This window comes from Microbacterium sp. AC026 (assembly GCF_979258475.1).
Genome location: NZ_OZ409857.1, coordinates 2613535 through 2637847, shown reverse-complemented (window position 1 = coordinate 2637847; position 24313 = coordinate 2613535). Strand labels below are relative to the sequence as shown.

Sequence of the window (24313 nt, the reverse complement as noted above, 5' to 3'; positions counted from 1 at the left end):
GCACCGCCCGGGCTCACTGGCTGATCGCTCCGGCGGCGGGGTCAGTACTTGCGGTCGGCGAGCACGGCCTGTGCCGCCTCTGCGGAATCGAACGCCTCGCTGGGGACGACGATGTACGAGTCGACGTCTTCACCGGCGAGAGCCTTCTCGACGACCTCGAGGGCCGTCTCGCCGAAGAGCGGGTTGTACTCGTGCACGTAGCTGAGCTGGCCGTCGGCGAGCGCCTGCATGGCGTTCTTCGTGCCGTCGATCGTGGCGATCTTGACGTCCTCGCCCACCACCAGGCCGGCTTCCTCAGCGGCCTGCGCAGCGCCGAGACCCATCTCGTCGTTCTGTGCGAACACGAGCTGGATGTCGTTGTTCGAGGACTTGAGCATCGTCTCGAAGACGCTCTTGCCCTCTTCCGCCGACCAGTTCGCCGTCTGCGCGTCGAGCTTGGTGAGCGACGAGTCGCCGAGGCCCTCGTCGAAGCCGGTGTTGCGCTCGTTCACGACGCCGACGCCGGCCGGCCCCTCGAGCACGACGTAGTTGCCTCCGTCGGGGAACGTCGCCGCAGCCCAGGTGCCGACCTCCTTCGCGACCTCGACGTTGTCGGGAGCGATGCGGGTGACGTACAGGCTGTCGTCGTCGGGCTCGATGCCGCGGTCGAGCAGGATGACGGGGATCTCCGCCTCCTGTGCGCGCTTGAGCGAGTCCTCCCAGCCCGAGGCCTCGGTGGCCGAGAGCAGGATCACATCGACGCCCTCGTCGACGAACGACGTGAACGCGTCGATCTGCGACTTCTGGTCGAGGTTGGTGGCGGGTGCGTACTTGAGGTCGTATCCGGCTTCCTCCGTGAAGGTGTCCTGGATGTTCTGCTCGTTGGCCTCGCGCCATGCGCCTTCGGGACCGACGGCCACGAAGCCGACCGTCGTGACGTCGTCGCCGTCGCCACCCCCGTCGCCCGAGTCGCCGGTCGAGCAGGCCGCAAGGCCGATGGTGAGTGCGCCGACTGCTGCCAGGCCGAACGCGATGCGAATGCGCTTCTTCGCGGACATTTCTTCTCCTCGTTGAGATGCCGGTGGTCACTCCGGCGGTGGTGGACCAGTCATGGTCCGATCGTGATTGCAGGACACCTGCATCGCATGTCCTGCGGTGATGTTACCGGGAACAATTTCTGGAACACAAGAGGTCGAACGAAAATCAACGATGCATGAAGGGAAAGATGTTGTTACCGATCACAGCTCGACGCTGTGACTGAGCTCAGCGGCGATCATCTCGACCACGGTGTCGACTGTCACACCGGGACCGTTGCTGAGCTCGCCGATCTTCTCGCGGTCCTTCAGCACGATGATGCGATCGCTCAGCCGCACCACCTCTTCGAGTTCGGACGAGATGAAGACCACGGCCACTCCGTCACCGGCGAGCTGGCTGATGCGTCTCTGGACATCGATCTTCGCCGCGATGTCGATCCCCCGAGTGGGCTCGTCGAGGATCAGCACGTGCGGACGCACCGCCAGCGCACGGGCCAGCAGCACCTTCTGCTGGGTTCCGCCCGAGAGCAGGCCGACCGGGCGGTCGAGGTCGGCGGGATCCAGATGCAGGGCCTCGACGTACGTCTCGACGAGTCCCCGCGACTCCGCGTGCGAGAGCGGACGAGTCCACCCGCGCAGCGCCTGCAGCGACAGGATGATGTTCTCGCGCGCCGTGAGCTCGCCGATGATGCCCTGCGTCCCCCGGTTCTCGGCCGACAGCGCGATCCGGTGTCGCAGCGCCGCCGACGGGCTCCGCAGCTGCACCCGTTCGCCGTCGACCCAGAGCTCGCCGCTGTCGGCCCGCGCCGAACCGCTGAGCAGCGACGCGAGCTCGGTGCGCCCGGAACCCCGCAGCCCCGCGAGGCCCACGATCTCTCCGCGTTGGATCTCGACATCCATCTGCTCGAGCTCACCGCGTCGCCCCACACCGGACGCCTGCATCGCGGGCTCTCCGTCGTACGCGTAGTGGTGGGCCTTGCGCTCAGAGCCGAGCGCTCGGAGGCTGTCGATGTCCTTGCCGAGCATCTTCGAGATCAGGTCGGCCCGGTCGAGGTCTCGCGTCGCATACTCCCCCACGCGCCGCCCGTTGCGCAGCACGGTCATGCGGTCGCTGATCGCGAACGCCTGCTCGAGGAAGTGCGAGATGAACAGGATCGCGACCCCCGCTGCCGCAGACCGCGGATGACGCGCATCAGGGTCGCGACCTCGGCGACGTCGAGGCTGGAGGTGGGCTCATCGAGGACGAGCACCCTCGGCTCGTCGACGACCGCGCGCGCGAGTGCGACGAGCTGCTTCTGCGCAGGCGTGAGCAGAGAGAGCGGCGTCTTCGGATCGAGGCCGTCGAGCCCGAGTCTGGCCAGCGCCTCCGCGGCATCCGCTCTCGTCCTCCGCCAGTCGATGCCGAACCGTCCTCGGCGCTCCCGCCCGAGCATCACGTTCTCCGCGACACTGAGATTCGGGCTCAGCTGGGTCTCCTGGAACACCGTCGCGATCCCCGCCGCTCGACTGTCGGCGACCCCCGAGAACCGACGGGGCTCGCCGTCGACGAGGACCGTGCCCTCCTCCGGCGCGAGGGTGCCGGTGATCACCGCGACCAGGGTGGACTTGCCGGCGGCGTTCTCGCCCATGACGGCATGCACCTCGCCGGGGAACAGCCGGAAGTCGACGTCGTCGAGCGCGCGCACGCCGGGGAACTCGACCGTGATGCCCGCAAGCCGCACGACCGGCGCGGGACCACGGTCGGAGGTCATCGCACCTCCCGAGGTGCGGCCGATGAGCCGCGGGCGACGAGCTCGGTCGGGATCCGGGTGAGCGTGGGGATGTCCCGCCCTTCGATCGCCGCGCGCAGCATCTCGACCACCGCGACGCCCAGCGCCCCGAAGTCCTGGCGCACCGTCGTGAGCGGCGGGATGAAGTGCCGCGCCAGCGGGATGTCGTCGAAGCCGACCACGCTCAGATCCCGCGGCACCTCGAAGCCCCGGTCGTGCAGACCGTGGATCAGCCCCATCGCCATGTCGTCGTTCGCGGCGAAGATCGCCGTATAGTCGGGCAGCCGCGTGAGCCCCTTCGCGAAGTCGTAGGCGAAGTCGGCCGACCAGTCGCCGACGACGATGGGCCGTTCGCGGATGCCCCACGACTTGGCCCGCGAATGGAAGGCCCGCTCCCGCGCCCTCGCGTCGAGCCAGTCGAGCGGACCCGAGAGGTGCAGGATGTCGCGGTGGCCGAGCGCGACGAGGTGGTCGACCACGGATGTCGTGCCCGCATGCTGGTCGATCGACACGGTGAGGAACGTCGGGTCGGCGTCTGCCTTGACGACCAGCATCGGCACCGTGATGGCGATACGGCGCAGCGCCGCCACGGACGACGAGCGGGGCGCGATGACGCAGAGCGCATCGACTCCCTGGGTCACGAGATTGTCGACCGCCTCCTGCGGAGACAGCGGGTCGCCCTCGTGCAGAGCGATCGGCGTGACGGAGTATCCGGTGGCACGTGCGGAGAGCTCCACGGCTCGCAGGATGCTGGTCGGACCGTGCGCCACCGCGCTCTCGACGATCACGCCGATCCGGCGGGTGCGCTGCGTGGCGAGAGCCCGCGCGACGAGGTTCGGGCGGTAGTCGAGCTCCTCGATCGCCTCGAGCACGCGGCGTTTCGTGTCGGGCTTGATGTTCGGGTGATCGTTGAGAACACGCGAGACCGTCATGTGCGAGACGCCCGCGATGGTCGCCACCTGACGGATGTTGGGCTTGTCTGAACCGACGTTCGCCATGCACACCTCCGTCGGCCGAGCCTCGGAGAATGTTACCGAGAACAACCCCGGTGGTGCAATGGATCCCGCGGCAGCGGCAGGCGCTAGAGGCCCAGGCGCTCCAGGTAGGGGTTCACCAGTCGGCGCTCCGGGTCGAACCGCGCCGCGAGGTCGGCGAAGTCATCCCAGCGCGAGTAGCGAGAGCGCACCTCGGCGGCATCGAGCGTGAACACCTTTCCCCAGTGCGGGCGGGCGGTCTCGGGCAGTGCCGCCTCGAGCGTGGGCAGGAACTCGCGAACGGCCGCCTCGTCGGGCTTCCAGGTGAAGTGGATGCCGACGGCATCCGTACCCTGCGATGAGCTCAGCCAGAGGTAGTCGGGGGCGACCGTGCGGATCTCGTTCACGAGCAGCAGCGGCGCGATCTGGCCGGCGAGGGTGCGGACCGCCTGGATCGCGGCGACCGCATCGGCGCGGGGCACCAGGTACTCGCTCTGGATCTCGGCGCCCGCCGACGGCGTGAACTCGAGCTTGAAGTGCGCGAGACGCTCGAACCACGGCCCCGGCACTCCGAGCTGCTCGGTGCAGGCCACCGGGTCGACGCCGATGATCGGATGCCGCTTCGCTGTCGCAGGCTCCGCTCCGAGTCGGTCGAAGAGATCGGCGCGGGTGTTCTCGCGCGCCTCGGGCTGGCGCTGCTTGACCCAGATCTGGTCGGCGACGTCGGTGTGCTCCCACCGCGAGAAGATGCTGACGCTCGTTCCGATGCTCGTCACCTCGTCGAAGTCGGCGAGGATCGCATCCCACGACGGATGCTCGAACACGTGCTGGGCGACCTCGTAGGCGGGCTCGACATCGAGCGTCACGTCGACGACCGCTCCGAGGGCTCCGAGGCTGACGACCGCGCCGTCGAAGTCGTCGTCTCCGCGAGCGAGCGAGCGGATCTCCCCGCCGGCGTGATGATCGTCAGCGCGCGCACGGCGGAGGCCAGCGATCCCGTCGCGTCGCCCGAGCCGTGCGTTCCGGTCGCGACGGCTCCCGCGATCGAGATGTGCGGCAGCGAGGCGAGGTTCGCGAGCGCGAGCCCCTCGGCATCGAGCAGCGGGGCGAGGTCCCCGTAGCGCAGCCCGCCCGACACGCGCACGGCGTCACGGGCGTCGGCGACCTCGAACACGACGGGCAGCCGGTCGAGCGCGATGAGCACCCCGTCGGTGTCGGCGATGTCGTTGAAACAGTGCCGCGACCCGAGGAAGCGCACGGCCCCGCCCCGGGCGAGCAGTCCCTGCAGCTCATCGATCGAGCTCGGGTGCTCGATCGCGGATGCGCGATAGGTGAGGTTGCCGGCCCAGTTGCGTTCGATGGTCATCGGGCCATAGTAGCCACGGCAGCCTCGCCCGCCATCGGAGAGGCACCGCGCTCGGCACGCGCATGGATAGGCTGACCGGATGACTGCGATGCCGCCGCCGCGCGCGACGATGAAGGACGTCGCCGCACTTGCCGGCGTCTCACCCAAGACGGTCTCGAACGTCGTCACCGGCACGGTCGCCGTTCGCGAGGAGACGAGGCTCAGGGTCGAGTCGGCGATGGTGGAGCTCGACTTCGTGCCCAACCTCAACGCCCGCGGGCTCCGCAAGGGCCGCTCGGGCATCATCGCCGTGGCCCTGCCCGACCTCGCCACCGCGTTCTCGGCCGAGCTGATGCATCGCATCGTCGACGCTGCGCACGATCGGGGCCTGGCGGTGCAGATCGAGGAGACCGCGACCGATCCCGAACGCGAGCGGGAGCTCGTCTCGCGCGCTCGCGCGCACCTGGTCGACGGGCTGATCCTGAACCCGATCCGCCTCGAGGACAGCGTGCTGAAGTACGCCGACCGGCTGCCCCCGCTCGTCGTGCTCGGGGAGGTCGAGCAGAACAGGGCCGACCACGTGCGGATCGACAGTCGCCGCGCCGCCGCTGACGTGACCCGGCATGTGCTGTCTCGCGGGGCGACCCGCATCGCGGTGATCGGCGCCGATGACGACGCGGCGGTCGCGACCGCCACAGGTCGCCTGCGACTCGAGGGCGTGCACGACGCGCTGCGAGAGGTCGGCATCCCGCGCGACACCGCTCTCGAGATCAACCCGATGCCGTGGTCGATGACGGGTGGGGCGGATGGCGTCGCCACGCTCTTCCGGCGGGGTGTGGCATTCGACGCGATCATCGCCTTCACCGACTCGCTCGCGCTCGGAGCGCTGCACGCGCTGCACGATCACGGCGTGAGCGTGCCGGACGATGTGATCGTGACGGGCTTCGACGATGTCGAGTTCTCGCGGTACACGTCGCCCTCGCTCACGACGATCGCCTTCGATCGTCGCGCGTTCGCCGACGCGGCCCTCACGCTGCTCGAGTCGCGCATGGACGACCGCTCCGCTCCCCGCGCGCGCTCACCCTCTCGCATCATCTGCTCGAGCGCGACAGCACGCGGGGCACCCCGCGCGGCTACCGCCCCTGACGCGGCTCGGAAGCATCGGCTCACTCTTGCGCCGCTGATTACATCGATGTAATGATGTACCCCGACCCCGCCCGCTGTCACGAAGGAGTGACGATGACGCCCCCGCTCGATATGTCCAGACGGCAGTTCCTGACTGCCGCCTCCGTCACGGCCGCCGCGGCGCTGCTCGCCGGCTGCGCCCCCGGCACAGTCCCGGGCTCGAACACCACGACCCTCCAGTTCTGGCATCTGCTCTCGGGTGGCGACGGCGTCACCATGTCGCAGCTGCTCGACACCGCGAACTCGGCGCAGAACGCGTACCGCATCCGCCCCACCGTGCTCGCCTGGGGCACCCCGTACTACACGAAGCTCGCGATGGCGGGCGCCGGTGGCCGCGCCCCCGACGTCGCGATCATGCACGCCACCCGCACGGTCGGCTGGGCCCCCGGCGGTCTGCTCGACCCGTGGGATCTCGACCGACTGGCAGACCTCGGCGTCGACGCCTCGACGTTCCCGAAGCCCATCTGGGAGAAGGGCTTCGTCGGCGAGAACATGTACAGCGTCGCGCTCGACGCGCATCCGTTCGTCGCGATGTTCAACACCGACATCTGCGATGCCGCCGGAGTGCTCGACAGCGACGGTCGCCTCGCAGAGACGTCGTCTCCCGAGGAGTTCGTCGAGCAGCTGCGCACGATCGGCGGCAAAGCCGACGGCCACGCGCTGTCGTACGGATATCTCGGCGACGGCGCGCAGATGTGGCGCCTCTTCTACACCTTCTACTCGCAGCACGGCGGTGCGATGGAGCTGCCCGCCGGCGGCAAGGCCGTGATCGACAAGGATGCCGCGGTCGAGTCCCTCTCGCTCATGCGCACTCTGCTCGACGGCGAGATCGCCCTCGCCCAGGCCGACTACGGCAGCGCCGTCGCCGAGTTCGCGACCGGCAAGAGCGGCATGCTGTTCACCGGCGTCTGGGAGCTCCGCACCATGCAGAACGCGGAGATCCCGTTCGACGCGACCATGATCCCCACGCTCTACGGCACCCCGGCGGTCTACGCCGACTCGCACTCGTTCGTGCTGCCGCATCAGAGCGACGCCGATGAGAAGAAGCGCGACCTGACGTACCAGTTCGTCGCCGACATGCTCAAGGGCTCGTTCGGCTGGGCCGAGGCCGGGCACATCCCCGCCTTCCTGCCGGTCACCGAGTCCCCCGAGTACGCCGATCTCGTCCCCCAGGCCCACTACGCCGAGGCCGCGCAGCACGTCGTGTACGACCCCACCGCGTGGTTCACCGGATCGGGCTCCAACTTCCAGGGCGAGTTCGGCGCCGCGGTGCAGGGCGTCCTGCTGTCGGGCGATGACCCCGCGGCGGCGATCGACCGGTTCGAGGCACGGGTGAACACCCTGCTCCGTCAGCCCAACCCGGCAGACCCCGAGGGGACGTTCGCATCATGACCACGGCAACCGACTCCACGCGCACCATCGTCACCGGCTCCAAGGCCGCCATCCCGATCCGTCGCGCCGGCTCCCGCAACCGCGAGCAGCTCATCAGCTGGGCGTTCCTCGCTCCGTTCCTGCTCGCGTTCGTGCTGTTCCTCGCCTGGCCGATCGTGCACGGCATCATCCTCAGCTTCACCGACCAATCGCTCACGGGCGCCGGCGGCTCCTTCATCGGCTTCGCGAACTACGCCGAGGCGCTGACGGATCCGAAGATGTGGCAGTCGATGGGCAATACGGTGTGGTTCACCCTGCTGTCCACCGTGCCGCTCGTCGTGATCGCTCTGCTGATGGCGGCGCTCGTCGACCGCGGCATCCCGGGTCAGTGGCTGTGGCGACTGTCGTTCTTCATGCCGTACCTGCTCGCCTCGACCGTGATCTCGCAGATCTGGGTGTGGATCTTCAACCCGCAGATCGGTGCCGCGAACAACATCCTCGAGTTCTTCGGTCTCGAGCCGCTCGCCTGGCTCCAGAATCCCGACACCAACATGCTGTCGATCGTGATCGCCACCGTCTGGTGGACGGTCGGATTCAACTTCCTGCTGTACCTCGCGGCGATGCAGAACATCCCGCCGCAGCAGTACGAGGCCGCATCGCTCGATGGCGCGGGGCCGTGGCGCCAGTTCTGGTCGATCACTCTTCCGCAGCTGGGACCGGCGACCGTGCTGATCCTGATCCTGCAGATCCTGGCGTCGCTCAAGCTCTTCGATCAGGCGTACCAGATGCTCGGCGGTGTCGCGAGTGACACGACCCGCTCGATCGTCCAGTACATCTACGAAGCCGGCTTCGTCAGTTACCGATTCGGCTACTCGGCCGCGATCTCCTATGTGTTCTTCGCCCTCATCGTCATCATCGGCGTCGCGCAGGCTCTGATCACGCGCCGCCGGAAGGAGTCGCAGCTGTGATGTCCACCGCCACTCTCACCGAGACCATCACCACGACCAAGCCCGCGCGGGCCCGTCGCCCGCACCTGCCGGGCGAGAAGCCGTTCGGCGTGCTGCGCATCAGCGCACTCGTCGTCCTCATCGTCCTGGCGGTCGGCTGGCTGCTGCCCTTCCTCTGGGCGATCGCGACGGCGTTCAAGACCGAGACGGATGCCGCCAGCGGCGACCCGTCCTGGATCGGCGCCTCGGGCCCGACGATCGAGGCGTTCACCGCGATCCTGTCGCAGGGCAACGTCTACACCTGGGCGTTCAACAGCCTGTGGACGTCGATCGCCGTGACCCTGATCACGCTCACGATCTCGGCATTGGCCGCCTACGCCTTCTCCCGGCTCGACTTCACCGGTCGCAAGTGGCTGTTCGTCGCCATCATCGCCTCGATCGTCGTGCCGCCGCAGGTGCTCATCATCCCCCTGTTCTACGAGATGCTCGCGTTCAACATGATCGACACCTACTGGGGTCTGATCCTGCCGCAGGTCGTTGCGCCGGCCATGGTGTTCATCCTGAAGCGCTTCTTCGACGCGATCCCGATCGAGCTCGAAGACGCCGCCCGGGTCGACGGCGCCAGCCGACTGCGCATCTTCTGGTCGATCGTGCTGCCGCTGTCGCGCCCGATCCTGGCATCCGTCGCGATCTTCGTGTTCATCGGCGCCTGGAACAACTTCCTCTGGCCGTTCCTCGTCATCAACGACACCACGCTGATGACGCTGCCGGTCGGCCTCCAGACGGTGATCAGCGCCTACGGCGTGCAGTACGCCCAGGTGATGGCTCAGGCCGTGCTGGCGGCGCTGCCGCTGATCATCGTGTTCATCATCTTCCAGAAGCAGATCGTCAAGGGCGTCGCGACCAGCGGCTTCGGCGGTCAGTAGTCCCCCACCCGGCTCGAGAGCCAGAAACAAGGAGAGCAATGTCTCAGGCCCGCATCACCATCGATCGCGACTTCACCATCGCCGACGTCCCCCGGAGGCTCTTCGGGTCGTTCGTCGAGCACATGGGGCGCTGCGTGTACACCGGCATCTACGAACCGGGGCACCCGCAGGCCGACGAGCGCGGCTTCCGTCAGGACGTCCTCGCCCTGGTGAAGGAGATGGGTCCGACCGTGGTCCGATACCCGGGAGGCAACTTCGTCTCGGGCTACCGCTGGGAAGACGGGGTGGGCCCGGTCGAAGACCGCCCGGTGCGCATCGACGGCGCCTGGCACACGATCGAGACCAACGCCTTCGGCCTGCACGAGTTCATGGACTGGGCGAAGGATGCCGACGTCGAGGTCATGGAGGCCATCAACCTCGGCACCCGGGGTGTCGAGGAGGCCAGGTCGCTCGTGGAGTACGCCAATCACCCGGGTGGCACGTACTGGTCGGACCTTCGCCGCAAGAACGGTGCCGAGCAGCCCTTCGACATCAAGCTGTGGTGCCTGGGCAACGAGCTCGACGGCCCCTGGCAGATCGGCGGCAAGACCGCGACGGAGTACGGGCGACTGGCGCAGGAGTCGGCAAAGGCCATGAAGCTCGTCGACCCGACGATCGAGCTCGTCGCCGTCGGCTCGTCCGGCCGGTCGATGCCGACGTTCGGCACCTGGGAGCACACGGTGCTCACTCACGCGTACGACGAGGTCGACTTCATCTCGATGCACGCGTATTACCAGGAGCATGACGGCGACGCCGAGTCGTTCCTCGCGGAGTCGGTCGACATGGATGCGTTCATCGACGGCGTCATCGCGACGATCGATGCGGTGAAGGCGGCGGGCAAGCACACGAAGCAGGTCGACATCTCGTTCGACGAGTGGAACGTGTGGGACCAGGTGAAGTTCAACGACGTCGAGTCGGTCGAGATCGCGAAGGCCGGGTGGAAGAAGCACCCGCGTCTGATCGAGGACACCTACAACGTGACGGATGCCGTCGTCGTGGGCACGCTGCTCAACAGCCTGCTGCGTCATGGCGATCGCGTGAAGATCGCGAACCAGGCGCAGCTCGTGAACGTCATCGCGCCGATCCGCTCGGAGGAGAACGGTCCGGCCTGGCGTCAGACGAGCTTCTGGCCCTTCGAGCGCATGGCCCGTCTCGCCAAGGGCCGCATCCTGCGCCTCGCGGTGTCGGCTCCGCAGATCGAGACGAAGCGCTACGGCGGGGTCGACTCGGTCGATGCCGCGGCCACGTGGGACGAGGAGACCGGACGAGTCGTGGTCTTCGTCGCGAACCGCTCGCTGACCGAAGAGAGCGACCTGACCGTCGAGCTGCGCGGCCTGACCGGCCTCCGCGTCGTGAACGCCGAGACGCTGACGATCCCCGAGGGCGGCGACCGTCGCACCGCGAACCTCGAGACCACGCAGGATGCCGTGCACATGGTGCCGCTCGGCGCCGCCGAGGTCGTCGACGGGTCGGTGCGTGCGACGCTGCCGCCGCTGTCATGGTCGGTGATCGAACTCGCCTGAGGTTCGGCTCGACAGGAGAGGGCCCGGCATCGGATTCCGATGTCGGGCCTTCTGCGTGTCCGGCATCCCGCGCGCCTGCACCACGAAGCACCCCGCAGACGCGAAGAAGCCCGGTATCGATCGATACCGGGCTTCTCAGCGATGGGGTTCGCGGCCGAGGCCGGTCACTCCGTCAGATCGTGATCAGGCGATCAGCTCTGGATCTGCTGGCGACGACGCACGACCAGCAGCAGTCCGCCCGAGAGCAGGGCGAGCGCGATGGCTCCGGCCGTCAGCGGGACGAGCATGTCGGAACCGGTCGCGGCGAGACCGCCGTCACCCGGGGCGGCTGCGCCACCCTCACCGGGAGCGGGAGCGGCTCCGCCACCGCCGGCGACCGGTGCGGCGAGAACAGCGAACGCCAGGTCGGTCGGAGCCGACGAGACGCCGTCGATGGCCTGCGTGGCCGAGACCGTGTAGGTGCCCGACTCGAGAGCCGCACCGAAGTCGACGCTCCAGGCGCCGTCCTCGACAGTGGCCGTGAACGTGCCGCTCGCCGCGGCGAAGGCGCCCGCGAGGGCCGCCGTGTTCGCCGTGGCCGGCTCGGCGCCGGTGAGCTTCACCGTCACGGTCGCTCCGTCGATGCCCGAGCCGGCGAGCCCGGAAGGACCGTCGTTGTGGGCGAACTCCGCGCCGTTCGCGACCGAGGTCACGGCCGGCGAGACGGGGATGACCGAGAACGACGAGGTGGCCTCAGGCGAGACCTCGTCTTCGCCGTCGATCGTGCGGGTCTGCGTCACGACGACGCTGTGCGAGCCGTACTCGAGGGTGAGTCCGTCGACGGTCCAAGAACCGTCCGCGGCGACCTCGGTCGTGCCGAGCACGTCATCGGTCTGGGCGTCGGTCACCGTGATGGCGGTGGTCGGCAGGCCGGTGCCGCTGATCGCGGTGACCGTCTCGTTGACGGTCGATCCGTCGGCGGGCGAGGTGATGACCGGCGCGACCAGCGGGGCCGGCACGACCTTCACGTCGAGCGTGACGGTCTCGGAGGAGCTGAAGCCGGTGCGGGCACGGACCGAGATGGTCTGCTCGCCGAGCTCGACCGGGCCGACCACCGAGAACGCGCCGTCGACGACGCGGACGGTCTGGTCTGCGCCGAAGCCGCTGACCGTGACCTTCTCCGCGCCGGGAGCGGTTCCGGTGATGGCCGTTCCGGGCTGCACCTCGGCGCCATCGGTCGGGCTGGTGACGACCGGTGCGTCGAGGTCGAGAGCGACCTGGTAGCCACCCGTCTTCGGCAGGGCGGTCACGAGCGATGCCGCCCAGGTGAACTGCTCCTGGGTCTCGGTCGCTTCCGTGCCACCGCTGATGAGGCCGACGGCCGCATTGCCCTGGATGACCGATCCACCGGAGTCTCCGGGGCCTGCGAGCGTGTTGCTCGAGAAGCCCTGCACCCAGTGACCGTCGATGTTGGCCCATCCGTCGAGGATGTCGTCGCTGGCGACGACGCCGGTGGTGAAGCCGGTCGTGCGACCGCTCTTCGAGACCTCGCCGAGCGTCGGTGCCGCGACGGACTTGATCTCGATGACGCTGTCTGCGAGCGAGCTCAGCGAGTCGCCGGCAGTGGTCCAGTCGGTGACCGCCGGTACCGGGTTCCAGCCTGCGGCCTCGTTGATGTCGATGGTCGAGATGTCCGTCGCGGTGGTGTCGCCGTTCGAACCGAGGCCGCCGTCGCCGCCGCCGAACTGAGCGAAGCCGAACGTACCGAGCAGGTCGATCGTGGCCGGCAGCGCGGTCCGGGTGCCACCGGCTGCGTCTTCGCTGCTGGGAACGGTCAGCGTGGTGTCGCGGAGCGGCTCGCCGTCTTCATCGAACGCGCAGTGTCCGGCACTCAGGAGCGCCGGGTCGCCGGTGGGCGTGAAGGCCGCGAAGCCGATGGAGCACGACCAGGCGTTGCTCCCGGGCTCGCCGGCGACGAAGCTCTCGAGATCGGGGCTCACCGAGAGGTAGCCCTGACCGCCGACGATGTCGCCCTCGGCGAAGGACGAGAGTGCCGTGTCGACCTTGACGACGGATGCGTCGGTGACGCCGTTGTCGCTCGCGATCTGCGTGATCTCGGCGTCGCTCTTGCCGGTGTCGGCCGTGACGACGACGACGTTCTCGCCGCCTGCGGTCTGACCGAGCGCGACCATGTCGGTGTCGGCCTCGGCCAGGTCCGCCTTCGTGTTCAGCACCTGGGCAGGAGCGTCCTGGCCGGGTGCTTCTGCGGAGTCGTCCGCGAACGCCACAGGCGCTCCGAGGAAGAGCCCCGAGAGGGCGAGCGTGGTGGCGGCCGTCAGCGCCAGTGGGCGGCGGCCTGTCACTCTGTGCTTCATGTGATGTATGTCCTTGCTGGTCACGGATCGTCAGTCAGTTTCATAGTCGGCAGTGTGCTGTGCACACAGAACCGTTCGCCTCCCGGTGGAGGCGTGAACTGCGACGCTGGCCCCCGACAAGCAGGATCCTGTTCGTCGAGACGAGCAGGGATCTCCAGAAGCGTACCCAGTAAATCCACAGAATGGGGAAATTGTTTACCAGAATTTCGCCTCTTGACCTGGCCCTCTCGTTTGCGATACGGCCGGACGACCGCCCGCCGCACAACGGATTGCGTTCGCAGACGACACGGTTACCATGGCCACCATGAGCACCCACCGCAGAGCACGCACCCTCGTCGGCCTCGCGATCCTGGGAGCCTTCGCCGTGATGGGCGCAGCCTGCGCGACCGGCGGCCCCAGCAGTGCGCCGACGTCGAGCGCCGACCCGAACGGCGAAGACAGCGCCGTCGTCGAGAAGCTCGTCGGACTGTGGGGAGAGGATGCCTCCGGTCAGCCGCACCTCGAGTTCACCGCCGACGGCGAGGTGCACGGCAGTGACGGCTGCAACGGCATCACGACGACCTACTCGGTGAACGGCGACCGTGTCGATCTCGCCCGATTCGCCTCGACGCTGAAGGCGTGCCCCGGAGTGGACGGCTGGATGCGGGGCGTGCGTGCGGTCGAGATCGACGGCGACGTCCTCGTGATCAAGGACGCGTCCGGCACGGAGCTGGGCACCCTCCCGCGCGCGAGCTGACGTCGCGCCGCGGAGTGCGGCATCCGATCCGGCGCACCGGCCCGGGTCGTCGACCCGGGCCGGTGCGCCGATCAGTTCTCGATGTGGCGTTCGTCGACGCCGTCGTAGAACGACAGCGGGCGGATCAGAGCGTTCGCACCGGCCTGTTCGATGATGTGCGCCGTCCACCCTGTGACCCGCGCCGCGACGAACAGCGGCGTGAAGGTGAGGGTGTCGAAGCCGATGAGGTTGTAGGCAGGGCCCGACGGGTAGTCGAGGTTCGGGTAGATGCCCTTGCGCGCCACGAACTCCGACTCGAGAGCGTCGTACAGCTCTGCCACCTCCGCCTTGTCGTAGTGCTCGACCAGGGTGTCGAGCGCCGCCTTCATCGTCGGCACCCGCGAGTCGCCGCTCTTGTAGACGCGGTGCCCGAAGCCCATGATCTTGCGCTTCTCGGCCAGCGCCTTGTCGAGCCACGGCACGACGTTCGAGGCCTCGCCGATCTCGTCGAAGATGTGCAGCACAGCCTCATTGGCGCCGCCGTGCAGCGGACCCTTGAGCGCGCCGATCGCCCCGACCACCGCCGAGTAGAGGTCGCTGAGCGTCGAGGTGATCACGCGGGCCGTGAACGTCGAGGCGTTGAACGAGTGCTCGGCGTACAGGATCATCGAGCGGTTGAACGCGTCGACGACCACCGGATCGGGCTCCTCGCCGAACGTCATCCAGAGGAAGTTCGCCGAGTAGTCGAGGTCGTCGCGCGGTGCGATCGCCTCCTGCCCGCGGCGGCGGCGCTGACCGTACGCGACGATCGCGGGGAGAGCGGCGAACAGACGGATGCTGCGCTCGAGGTTCTCCTCCGGGCTGCCGCCGGCATCGAGCACCGATCCGCCCGCGTTCGTGTCGGAGGCACCGATCAGGCTGACCGCCGTGCGCACCTCGTCCATCGGATGCGCGTCGAGCGGAACGAGGTCGATCGCGGTCTTCACGCTGTCGGTCAGAGCGCGATGGAGGCGCTCCTCCGCGCGGAAAGCGGCCAGCTCGTCGGCCGTCGGCAGCTCGCCGTGCCACAGCAGGTAGGCCACCGCCTCGAAAGGCTGGGTCGCCGCCAGCTCCTGCACGGGATAACCGCGGTAGAGCAGGCTGTTCGTCTCGGGGTTGACCTTCGAGATCGCGGTCGTGTCGACGACGACCCCGGCGAGGCCCTTCTTGATGTCCGGCTCGGTCATGCTCACTCCTTCGTGACGGTGAAGCCTGCGACGCCGGAGTCGAACTGCTTGTAGGACTCGTAGTCGATCAGGTCGTAGAGATCGGCACGGTGCTGCATCTCACCGAGCTTCGAGGTGAGGTGCCCCTCCTCGTTCAGCGTATCGAGCGCACCGCCCGCCGCGCCCATCGCGATGCGCAGCAGCGACACCGGCCAGATGACCATGTTCACACCGGCATCCCGCAGCTGGTCGACCGAGAACAGATCGCTCTTGCCGAACTCGGTCATGTTGGCGAGGATCGGCACGTCGAGCGCATTCGCCATCGCCTCGAACTCGCCGAGGGTGCGCATCGCCTCGGGGAAGACGGCATCCGCCCCGGCATCCACCAGCGCCTTCGCACGATCGATCGCGGACTCCAGTCCCTCGACCGCGCGGATGTCGGTGCGCGCCATGATGAGGAAGTTCGGGTCGCGTCGAGCGTCGGCGGCGGCGCGGATGCGACGGATCGCCGTGCTCTCGTCGACGACGCTCTTGCCGTCGAGGTGGCCGCAACGCTTCGGGTTGATCTGGTCTTCGATGTGCGTGCCGGCGAGGCCGGCATCCTCGAGCTCCTGGATCGTGCGGGCGACGTTCATCGGCTCGCCGAAGCCGGTGTCGGCGTCGACGATCGCGGGGATGTCGGTCATCCGCGCGATCTGCTTGGCCCGACCGGCGACCTCGGTCAGCGTGGTGAGGCCGATGTCGGGCACCCCGAGGTCGGCAGAGAGCACCGCACCCGAGATGTAGACCCCGTCGAAGCCCTTCTGCTCGATCAGTCGGGCGCTCAGCGGATTGAACGCGCCGGGGAAGCGCAGCAGCTCGCCACTCGCGAGCCGCTCGCGGAACAGACGGCGCTTCTCGGCCGGGGTGACGTGCGAATACAGCATCAGAACAGGCCCTTCGGGGCATCGGCGCCCTCGAGCAGGCCGGGCTTCGCGATGATCGACAGCTCGCCGACCTCCGCGGCCGTGAGCTCGGGCAGACGCTGCACGAGCTCGAGGAACCGCTCGATCTCCGCGGGCTCGAGCACGGGCTCGGCCAGCAGACGGAACTTCGCGATGTAGTTCTCGCGGGCGAACGGACGAGCGCCCAGCGGGTGCGCGTCCGCGACGGCGATCTCATCGACCACGGTCGTGCCGTCGGTGAGGCGGAACTCGACGCGACCGCCGAACGCCTTCACGTCGGGGTCTTCGGAGTGGTAGCGGCGGGTCCACTCGGCATCCTCGGCCGTGGTGATCTTGTGCCACAGGGCGACCGTGTCTGCGCGACCGGCCCGCTCGGGGGTGTACGAATCGACGTGGTGCCAGCCGCCGTCCTGCAGCGCGACCGCGAAGATGTACGGGATCGAGTGGTCGAGCGTCTCACGGGATGCAGTGGGGTCGTACTTCTGCGGGTCGTTCGCACCCGAGCCGATCACATAGTGCGTGTGGTGGCTGGTGTGCAGCACGATGGCCTCGATGTTGGCGGGGTCGCGCAGCGCCGGATTCTCGGTGCCGAGCTTGCGGGCGAGGTCGATCCACGCCTGCGCCTGGTACTCGGCCGAGTGCTCCTTCGTGTACGAGTCGAGGATCGCGCGCTTCGCCTCGCCCGCGGCAGGAAGCGGCACCTCGTAGGCGGCGTCCTTGCCGTCGAGCATCCAGGCGATCACGCCGTCTTCGCCCTCGTAGATCGGCGCGGGACTCGTCTGACCGCGCATCGCCCGGTCGACCGCCTCGACGGCGAGCTTGCCGGCGAAGGCCGGGGCGTGCGCCTTCCAGGTCGAGATCTCGCCCTTGCGGCTCTGACGCGTGGCGGTGGTGGTGTGCAGGCCCTGACCGACGGCCTGGTAGATCGTCTCGACGTCGAGCCCGAGCAGCGTGCCGATGCCGGCGGCGGCCGACGGGCCGAGGTGCGCGACGTGGTCGATCTTGTGCTTGTGCAGGCAGATCGCGCGCACGAGGTCCATCTGGACCTCGTAGCCGGTGGCGATGCCGCGCAGCAACGCGCGGCCGTCGGCCTGCACGTGCTGGGCGACGGCGAGGATCGGCGGGATGTTGTCGCCCGGGTGCGAGTACTCGGCCGCGAGGAACGTGTCGTGATAGTCGAGCTCGCGCACGGCCACGCCGTTGGCCCACGCCGCCCACTCAGGGCTGGTGCGGTGGTCGAGCGCCGCGCCGAAGACCGTGGCGCCGATGCCGCCGGTCGAGACGGGGTGGCTGAACGCCTGGGCGCGAGCCGCGTTGATGGGCCCGCGGGTGAGCGATGCCGCGGCCACCGACGCGTTGTCGATGATGCGGTTGATGATCATGTCGGTGACGTCCTGCTCGACCTCGACCGGGTCGGCGGCGACCTCGGCGATCTTCCAGGCGAGCTGGTCTCCGCGGGCGAGGTTCTCATCGCTGCGGTGGACGCGGACGTGGTGGGTGACGGTCATTTCACACCTTCTGGGTTGGCGGTCAGGGAGTCGAGGATGCCGGTCAGCGCATTGTGCAGATGCACGTGCGTGGCGTGGGCGGCGAGGTCACCGTCTCGGGCGGCGAGGGCCTGCGCGATCGTTCGGTGCTCGGCGGCTGAGGCTGCGAGGCGGGCCGGCTTGTCGCGGGCCATGCGGCGGACTCGCACGAGGTGGGTGCGCACGGTGCGCAGGGCCGAGGCGATGTAGTCGTTGTCGACCGCACCGTCGAGAGCGGCATCGAAGCGGGCGATCAGGGCGTAGTACGCGTCGCGGCCCTCGACGGCGGTGAGGTCGACGTGCGCGAACTCGTCGGCGAGGGCGGCGAAGAGGGCGGCGTCACCCCGCTGGGCCGCGAGTCGGGCGGAGGTCTCTTCGAGCGCGCGGCGGATCTCGAACAGCGCGCGGATGTCGTCCGCATCCAGGTCGGCGACCACCGTCACTCGCGGCGACTGCTGCACGACGAGGCCGTCGGCGGCGAGGCGGCGCAGCGCTTCGCGCATCGGGGTGCGGCTGATGCCGAGGCGGGCGGCCTGCTCGACCTCGCCGAGCACGAACCCCGCGGGGAGGGCGCCGGACTGGATCTCCTCGAGCAGCGCGGCGTGGGCTCGATCGCCGGCGGTGATGCGATCGGCGACAGAGCTCATGCCCTCAGTGTATACACAAATACGTTTCGATGATCAGGGGCGCGGTTATCGGGTGCTTCGCGTATACATTGCACTACCGCTGCGGCCGCTCCACGGCATCCGGCACCGGCTCGACGAACTCGGCGGGACGCGGCTCGCCGAGCTTCACCACGACGACGCCGACCAGCACCAGCGCCCCGCCGAGGGCCTGCAGCAGATCGGGCAGCTGTCCGAGCAGCAGCCAGCCGAAGAGCAGCGCGGCGACCACCTCGGAGAGCGCGACGAAGGATGCGAGGCGGGAGCCGAGCATCCGCGTCGACGCGATGCCGAGCACATAGGCGAGTGCCGTCGCGACCAGGCCGATCGCGAGCACCGGCACGAACCACGGCACGGTGCCGAAGCGATAGGTGATGTCGTCGGTCGTCCAGGCGATGGGCAGGATGCCGGCGAGTCCGGCGACCGTCAGCGCGATCGCGCCGAGCAGCAGCCCACCCCGGCGAGCGCGATCGGAGGCAGTCCGGTGTCGGCCTTGGCCGAGAGCAGGAAGTACGTCGCCGCACCCACCATCGCGGCGAGTGCCCAGAGGATGCCGGCGACATCGACCTCGGCGCCGGTGATGATGTCGAGCATCAGCACGAGTCCGACGAAGGCGATGGCCGCGCCGATCACGCTGCGCCGACTCGGCCGCTCGCCCCGGCGGAGCCACAGCCAGAGGATGACGGCGATCGGCGCGGTGTATTCGATGAGCAGTGCGAGACCGACGTCCATCACGGCGACGGCCTGGAAGTAGCAGAGCTGCGTGGCGGTGACGGCGAGCAGTCCGTAGGCGGCGACCATCCCGGCGTTCTTGCGGAGCACTGCCCACCGCCCGCGCAGCGACAGGACCGTCGGCACGAGCAGCACGAGTGCGGCGACCCAGACACGCGCGGTCACGGCAGCACCGGGCGTCCACCCTGCATCGATGAGCCCGCGAGCCCAGGCGCCGGACATCCCGAACGCGAAGGCCGCGCCGATCGCCAGAGGCAGACCGAGACGCACGCCGCGCATCGAGATGTCATTCGCAACTTTGCTCATGACAGGTGACGCTACTCGTGCACGCTGTAAGGTGTCAACATGAACTTCACCGATGACACGGAAGAGGCGCTCCGCGCAGCCATCCGGCTCGTGAACTCGGCGGAAGAGCCCGAGACCCTCGAGACGCTCGCCGACTACGACGCCTTTCTCGCGGACTTCCCCTACTCCGGCCGCCTCGACCGCGACGACGCCGAGCTCTCCTCGCTGCGTGCGATCCGCCCGCGCCTGCGCTCCATGCTCATCGCGCCACGAGACGAGATGGCCGAGCACGTCAACGCCGCGCTGGCCGAAGCGTCTCTCGCGCCGCGACTCGTGCGCCATGACGGCGTGGACTGGCACCTGCACGCCGTCGCCGACGAGCGCCCCCTCGCCGAGCGCGTGCTGATCGAGACCGCGATGGCGCTGATCGACGTCATCCGCACCGACGAGGGATCCCGCATCTCGATCTGCGCCGACGACACGTGCGAGGCGCTCGCTCTCGACCTGTCCCGCAACCGGTCGAAGCGCTACTGCTCGACGACCTGCACGAATCGCAACGCGGTGGCGGCGTATCGTGCGCGGCGCGCGAGCGCCTGAGCCGCGGCATCCGGAGGACGTTCGGTAGCGTCGTCTCGTCATGACCTTCCCCCTCCCTACGACACCTGGTTCCCCGACGCCGAGTTCGACGCCGCTTACGGACACACGCTCGCCACGCTCCGCGAGATCGCACCGGTTCCAGCGCCGGACGGCTTCACCGTGCGATGGCAGGCGTGGCGCGCACAGGCGAAGACGGTGGATGCCGCACCCGCCGTGCTGTCCACCGAGAGCATCCACGGCCGGCGGGTGTCGATCATCGAGCACGCCGGAGTCGACGGCATCCGACTGCGTGCCTGGCTCGTCGAGCCCGTCTCGCCGCCCGCGCGGGTGGGCGTCGTGCACAGCCACGGATACGGCGGGCGGGATGCGATCGACCTCGCTCGTATTCCCGAGGATGCGGCGGCGATCTTCCCCGTAGCCCGCGGGCTGCCCACGCTGAACACGGGCATCGGCGCCCCCGAGATCCAGGCCGAGCATGTGCTGGCCGGGATCGAGAACCCCGACGACTACGTGCTGGGACTCTGCGCCCGCGACCTCTGGCTCGCGGCGGATGCCCTGACCGCGCTCGTCGGACGCGTGCCGCTCTACTACGTCGGCGAGAGCTTCGGCGGCGGCATCGGAGCGCTCGCCCTGCCGTGGGACGACCGGTATATCGGGGCGACCCTCATCGTCCCGAGCTTCGGGCAGCACGACGAGCGCCTCGCCGTTCACTGCCTCGGCAGCGGGGAGACCGTGCGCGATCACGTCGCCGCGCATCCCGACGCGCGCGAGGCGCTGCGCTGGTTCGACGCCTCGTCAGCCCTCGGCTTCGCCCGCGTTCCGGTGCGCGTGGAGGCGGCACTGTGGGACCCGTACGTGCCGCCGCCCGGACAGTTCGGCGTCGCGAACGCGGCGCGGATGCTCGAACTCGCCGTCCTTCCCGCCGGCCATGCCGACTATCCAGGGGCCGACGAGGTGACAGCCGAGTCCGTCAGAGGCGGCCGCGCCCACCTCGCGCGCGCACTGCGCGCCGCCTCCGCTCCATGACTCCGGAGAAACTCGCATGGCGAGCCCGACGGGTCCGGGTGAGCCAGGAGCAGGCGCACACCCGCGCTCCCCGGCCTGCGCATCCGAGCACTGGACGCCACTTGTCATCACAGGTACACTCAACTTGTCATTACAGGTTGCGCAGCGCCGCAGCATCCGCACGAGGAGCACCGATGCCCCAGTTCCACACTCCCCGATCTCGCCGATGGCGATCGCCTTCGACGCCGAGAAGCTCACGCTCTCCCCGGAGGGACCCACTCTGACGCGGCGCATGTCCGACCTCGAGGGACTCTTCCTCGACGCCGACGCCTGGGCTGCCGCGGCCGCCGGCGACAACCCCGTCGTCTACACCGTGGTCAGCTCTCCCGTGCCCGAGGTCGACCGCGAGCTGCCGCAGTCGATCACCACGATCATGCCCGGCGACACCTCGGGAGAGCTCTGGATGACCAAGGGCCACCAGCATCCGAACCACCAGGGCGAGATCTACCTCGCGCTGAAGGGCCGCGGCGGGCTGCTCATGTTCGACGGCGAGCGCACCGAATGGCTCGACATGCTGCCCGGCACGATCGGCTACATCCCGCCGGGCTGGGCGCACCGCTCGGTCAACACGGGCGACGAGCCCTACTCGTTCCTCGCGGTGTACCCGGGCGGCGCCGGCCACGACTACGGCTGGGTCCTCGAGCACGGGATGGGCTCTCGGGCCTATCGCGCCACCGAGGGCGTGGACCTGCGCCCCTATTCCGCGTCCCCCTCCGCGGAATAGGCTCCGGCCATGCTGATCGCGCACGATCTGGGGACCACCGGCGACAAGGCCTCCCTGCACCATGACGACGGACGCCTCGTCACCTCGGTCACGGTGCCGTACCCCGCGCACTTCGCCGCGGGCGGCATCGCCGAGCAGGATCCGGCGGACTGGTGGGATGCCGTCGTCTCGGCGACCCGACAGCTGATCGACCGTGCGGGCGTCGACCCGTCGACCGTCGGCGGACTCGTCGTCAGCGGCCAGATGATGGGCACGGTGCTGCTCGACGCACACGGCGAGCCGGTGCGCCCCGCGATCATCTGGGCCGACACCCGCTCGGGCGCGCAGACCCGTGCGCTCGAAGAGCGTCTCGGCGCACAGGACGCCTACCGCGTGCTCGGCCATCGACTGAACCCCACCTACTCGGTCGAGAAGATCATGTGGGTGCGCGACAACGAGCCGGATGTCTGGGCGCGGGTGCGGCACTTCTGCGTCGCGAAGGACTACATCGTCTACCGTCTCACCGGACGCCTCGCCACCGAGCGCTCTGACGCCTCGGGCACCAACGCCTACGACCAGGTGCGCGGCGAGTGGTCGGCCGATGTGCTCGCCGCCGCGGGACTCGACCCCGCCCTCTTCCCCGGGATCCTCGAATCGACGACGATCGCCGGGTCCCTCACCGCCGAATCGGCCACCGACCTCGGGCTTCCGGCATCCGTCCGCGTCGTCATGGGCGGCGGAGACGGCCCCTGGCCGCCGTCGGTTCGGGAATCGTCGCGCCCGAAGACGGCGCGTACGTCTGCCTGGGCACCTCGTCGTGGATCTCGTTCGCGAGCCTCACACCGCTGCACGACCCGCAGATGCGCACCATGACGTTCGACAACGTCGTGCCCGGATCCTTCGTGCCCACCGCGACCATGCAGGCCGGCGGCGCCTCGGTGCAGTGGATCGCCGAAGCCCTCTCCCCCGACCCCGCGCACCCCGACACCGCCCGGCTCACCACGGAGGCCGGGGCCGACCTCGACACCGAGGACCTCTACTTCCTCCCCTATCTGCTCGGCGAACGATCCCCGCTGTGGGACCCGCACGCCCGCGGAGCCTTCGTCGGCCTCGCCCGTCACCACACCCGCGCGCACATCACCCGAGCCGTGCTCGAGGGTGTCGCGTACAACCTGCTCACCTGCATCCAGGCGTTCCGCGAATCCGGTGCGTCGATCGACCGCATCGACGCGGTAGGCGGCGGAGCGCAGAGCGACGCCTGGCTCGGCATCCTCGCCGACGTCTGGGGTGTGCCGATCCGACGGCGCACGATCGTCGAAGAGGCCAACAGCCTCGGCGCCGCTGTCACCGGTGCCGTCGGCCTCGGCCTCGCCGACTTCTCGGCGGCGCGGGCGCTCAGCGAGGTCACGGCGGAGTTCACTCCGGATGCCGGCCGGCACGCCGTGCACGCGCAGCGGCACTCGCGCTTCGTCGGCGCCTACGCCGCGCTCGAGCCGTGGTTCGCCCAGGCCCCCGCCACCCGAGGCGCCTGATGGGAGTCATCCTCGCGACCAGCCGGTCGTTCTCGGACGGAGACCTCGACCTCGTCGGGCGAGCCAGGGCCGCCGGCCACGAGATCGTCCGGGGCCCCGCCCACCACGGGCTCACCGAGCTCGCACCCCTGCTCGCTGCCGCCGAGGGGTGGATCGCGGGCACGGGTCCGGTGACCGACGACCACCTGGCCGCCGCGCCGAACCTCAGGGTCGTGGCCCGCTACGGCGTCGGCACCGAGGCAGTCGATCTCGACGCGGCGCTGCGGCGCGGCATCCCGGTGACGAACACCCCGGGGGCGAACGCGGATGCCGTCGCCGACCACGCCGTCGGCCTCATGCTCGCGGCGCTCCGGTTCATCCCCGACGGCGATCGCCGCGTGCGGGCCGGCGACTGGGCCGTGCGGCGCGGTCGCGAGCTCGGAGCCGCCACGGTCGGCATCGTCGGGTTCGGTCGCATAGGCCAGGGCGTCGCGCGACGTCTGAGCGGTTTCGGCGCACGCATGCTCGCGGCAGATCCGTTCCTGCCGGCCGACGTGATCGCCGAGCGCGGCGCCGAACCGGTCGACCTCGACGAGCTGTTCCGCACCGCCGACGTCATCACCCTGCACGCCCCAGGCGGGCAGACGCTCGTCGATGCGGCGCGACTCGACCGCATCCGCCCCGGCACGATCCTGGTGAACACCGCCCGCCCCGATCTCGTCGACGAGGCGGCACTCGCCGCCGCCCTGCGTGACGGACGCCTCGGCGGATACGCGGCCGACACGTTGACCGGCGACACCGCGGCGAGCGCGAGTCCGCTGCTCGCCGACGACCTCGCCGACCGTGTCACCGTGACCCCGCATCTCGGCGCGCAGACGACCCAGGCCGTCGACAACATGGGCTCGATGTCCCTCGACGATGT

At 69.3% G+C, this 24313-nt stretch carries 22 protein-coding genes and 2 pseudogenes; 12 read left to right on the top strand and 12 right to left on the bottom strand.

Features of this window, described 5'->3' with window-relative positions:
• Nucleotides 1–41: 41 nt before the first annotated feature.
• The 5 genes and pseudogenes from ACZZ93_RS13230 to ACZZ93_RS13210 all read right to left on the bottom strand — a co-directional run bounded on the left by ACZZ93_RS13230 (nucleotide 42) and on the right by ACZZ93_RS13210 (nucleotide 5122).
• Nucleotides 42–1037, bottom strand: coding sequence for a substrate-binding domain-containing protein (locus ACZZ93_RS13230; protein WP_053097901.1), 996 nt, complete (start codon nucleotides 1035–1037; stop codon nucleotides 42–44).
• 180 nt (nucleotides 1038–1217) lie between these two features.
• Nucleotides 1218–2117 carry an ATP-binding cassette domain-containing protein gene (locus tag ACZZ93_RS13225; RefSeq protein ID WP_463511274.1) on the bottom strand — a complete coding sequence of 300 codons (900 nt, stop codon included), beginning with the start codon at nucleotides 2115–2117 and terminating at the stop codon, nucleotides 1218–1220.
• Entirely contained in the window at nucleotides 2114–2764 is a 651-nt protein-coding gene (locus tag ACZZ93_RS13220; protein WP_463511273.1) for an ATP-binding cassette domain-containing protein, read from the bottom strand. Before ACZZ93_RS13220 ends, ACZZ93_RS13225 begins: the two co-directional genes overlap by 4 nt.
• Complete coding sequence (locus tag ACZZ93_RS13215; protein WP_053097905.1) at nucleotides 2761–3780, bottom strand: LacI family DNA-binding transcriptional regulator; 1020 nt, start codon at nucleotides 3778–3780, stop codon at nucleotides 2761–2763. The genes ACZZ93_RS13220 and ACZZ93_RS13215 overlap by 4 nt, the downstream gene beginning before the upstream one ends.
• A gap of 83 nt (nucleotides 3781–3863) precedes the next feature.
• Nucleotides 3864–5122, bottom strand: a pseudogene (locus tag ACZZ93_RS13210) (D-arabinono-1,4-lactone oxidase).
• Between the two features lie 79 nt (nucleotides 5123–5201).
• Here ACZZ93_RS13210 and ACZZ93_RS13205 point away from each other — a divergent pair.
• Genes ACZZ93_RS13205 through arfA form a run of 5 tightly spaced genes read left to right on the top strand, consistent with a single transcriptional unit; the run spans nucleotide 5202 to nucleotide 11092 of the window.
• Complete coding sequence (locus ACZZ93_RS13205) at nucleotides 5202–6299, top strand: LacI family DNA-binding transcriptional regulator (RefSeq protein ID WP_463511272.1); 1098 nt, start codon at nucleotides 5202–5204, stop codon at nucleotides 6297–6299.
• Between the two features lie 41 nt (nucleotides 6300–6340).
• A complete protein-coding gene (locus ACZZ93_RS13200; protein WP_463511271.1) occupies nucleotides 6341–7678 on the top strand; it encodes an extracellular solute-binding protein in 1338 nt (445 codons plus the stop codon).
• The gene (locus tag ACZZ93_RS13195; RefSeq protein WP_053097910.1) at nucleotides 7675–8625 is read left to right on the top strand and encodes a carbohydrate ABC transporter permease; all 951 of its coding nucleotides are present in this window, start codon (nucleotides 7675–7677) and stop codon (nucleotides 8623–8625) included. The genes ACZZ93_RS13200 and ACZZ93_RS13195 overlap by 4 nt, the downstream gene beginning before the upstream one ends.
• Nucleotides 8625–9530: a carbohydrate ABC transporter permease gene (locus ACZZ93_RS13190; RefSeq protein ID WP_053097912.1), complete on the top strand. Its 906-nt coding sequence runs from the start codon at nucleotides 8625–8627 to the stop codon at nucleotides 9528–9530. The genes ACZZ93_RS13195 and ACZZ93_RS13190 overlap by 1 nt, the downstream gene beginning before the upstream one ends.
• A 38-nt stretch (nucleotides 9531–9568) precedes the next feature.
• Nucleotides 9569–11092, top strand: a complete 1524-nt coding sequence (gene arfA / locus ACZZ93_RS13185) for an arabinosylfuranosidase ArfA (RefSeq protein ID WP_187250672.1) — start codon at nucleotides 9569–9571, stop codon at nucleotides 11090–11092.
• A 191-nt stretch (nucleotides 11093–11283) separates the two neighbouring features.
• On the opposite strand, the gene ACZZ93_RS13180 is transcribed toward arfA, so the two are convergent.
• Entirely contained in the window at nucleotides 11284–13446 is a 2163-nt protein-coding gene (locus tag ACZZ93_RS13180) for an LPXTG cell wall anchor domain-containing protein (protein ID WP_463511270.1), read from the bottom strand.
• Between the two features lie 304 nt (nucleotides 13447–13750).
• Between ACZZ93_RS13180 and ACZZ93_RS13175 the strand changes: the two genes are divergently transcribed.
• Complete coding sequence (locus ACZZ93_RS13175; protein ID WP_162253870.1) at nucleotides 13751–14182, top strand: META domain-containing protein; 432 nt, start codon at nucleotides 13751–13753, stop codon at nucleotides 14180–14182.
• A gap of 71 nt (nucleotides 14183–14253) precedes the next feature.
• Here the strand turns inward: ACZZ93_RS13175 and ACZZ93_RS13170 are convergent, their stop codons facing one another.
• The 6 genes from ACZZ93_RS13170 to ACZZ93_RS13145 form a co-directional block, all read right to left on the bottom strand.
• Nucleotides 14254–15387, bottom strand: a complete 1134-nt coding sequence (locus ACZZ93_RS13170; RefSeq protein ID WP_372984108.1) for a bifunctional 2-methylcitrate synthase/citrate synthase — start codon at nucleotides 15385–15387, stop codon at nucleotides 14254–14256.
• Between the two features lie 2 nt (nucleotides 15388–15389).
• Nucleotides 15390–16292 (bottom strand): methylisocitrate lyase, encoded by a 903-nt coding sequence (gene prpB, locus ACZZ93_RS13165; protein ID WP_053097922.1) that lies wholly within the window; start codon nucleotides 16290–16292, stop codon nucleotides 15390–15392.
• The gene (locus tag ACZZ93_RS13160; RefSeq protein ID WP_463511269.1) at nucleotides 16292–17818 is read right to left on the bottom strand and encodes an MmgE/PrpD family protein; all 1527 of its coding nucleotides are present in this window, start codon (nucleotides 17816–17818) and stop codon (nucleotides 16292–16294) included. The genes prpB and ACZZ93_RS13160 overlap by 1 nt, the downstream gene beginning before the upstream one ends.
• Nucleotides 17815–18483: a GntR family transcriptional regulator gene (locus tag ACZZ93_RS13155; protein ID WP_056280558.1), complete on the bottom strand. Its 669-nt coding sequence runs from the start codon at nucleotides 18481–18483 to the stop codon at nucleotides 17815–17817. Before ACZZ93_RS13155 ends, ACZZ93_RS13160 begins: the two co-directional genes overlap by 4 nt.
• Nucleotides 18484–18556: 73 nt before the next feature.
• The gene (locus tag ACZZ93_RS13150) at nucleotides 18557–18895 is read right to left on the bottom strand and encodes an EamA family transporter (protein ID WP_463511748.1); all 339 of its coding nucleotides are present in this window, start codon (nucleotides 18893–18895) and stop codon (nucleotides 18557–18559) included.
• Between the two features lie 29 nt (nucleotides 18896–18924).
• Nucleotides 18925–19536 (bottom strand): EamA family transporter, encoded by a 612-nt coding sequence (locus ACZZ93_RS13145; RefSeq protein ID WP_463511268.1) that lies wholly within the window; start codon nucleotides 19534–19536, stop codon nucleotides 18925–18927.
• A 39-nt stretch (nucleotides 19537–19575) separates the two neighbouring features.
• On the opposite strand from ACZZ93_RS13145, the gene ACZZ93_RS13140 reads away from it, so the two are divergent.
• From ACZZ93_RS13140 to ACZZ93_RS13115, 6 genes and pseudogenes are all read left to right on the top strand, one after another.
• Nucleotides 19576–20112 (top strand): CGNR zinc finger domain-containing protein, encoded by a 537-nt coding sequence (locus ACZZ93_RS13140; protein ID WP_053097930.1) that lies wholly within the window; start codon nucleotides 19576–19578, stop codon nucleotides 20110–20112.
• Between the two features lie 195 nt (nucleotides 20113–20307).
• The gene (locus tag ACZZ93_RS13135; protein WP_463511267.1) at nucleotides 20308–21138 is read left to right on the top strand and encodes an acetylxylan esterase family protein; all 831 of its coding nucleotides are present in this window, start codon (nucleotides 20308–20310) and stop codon (nucleotides 21136–21138) included.
• A gap of 205 nt (nucleotides 21139–21343) precedes the next feature.
• Nucleotides 21344–21901, top strand: coding sequence for a glucose-6-phosphate isomerase family protein (locus tag ACZZ93_RS13130; protein ID WP_463511266.1), 558 nt, complete (start codon nucleotides 21344–21346; stop codon nucleotides 21899–21901).
• A 9-nt stretch (nucleotides 21902–21910) separates the two neighbouring features.
• Nucleotides 21911–22753 (top strand): FGGY family carbohydrate kinase, encoded by an 843-nt coding sequence (locus ACZZ93_RS13125; RefSeq protein WP_463511265.1) that lies wholly within the window; start codon nucleotides 21911–21913, stop codon nucleotides 22751–22753.
• Nucleotides 22651–23412 carry an FGGY-family carbohydrate kinase gene (locus ACZZ93_RS13120; RefSeq protein ID WP_463511747.1) on the top strand — a complete coding sequence of 254 codons (762 nt, stop codon included), beginning with the start codon at nucleotides 22651–22653 and terminating at the stop codon, nucleotides 23410–23412. The genes ACZZ93_RS13125 and ACZZ93_RS13120 overlap by 103 nt, the downstream gene beginning before the upstream one ends.
• Nucleotides 23412–24293, top strand: a pseudogene (locus tag ACZZ93_RS13115) (NAD(P)-dependent oxidoreductase); the annotation flags it as partial. The gene ACZZ93_RS13120 and the pseudogene ACZZ93_RS13115, both read left to right, overlap by 1 nt.
• Between the last annotated feature and the right edge of the window lie 20 nt (nucleotides 24294–24313).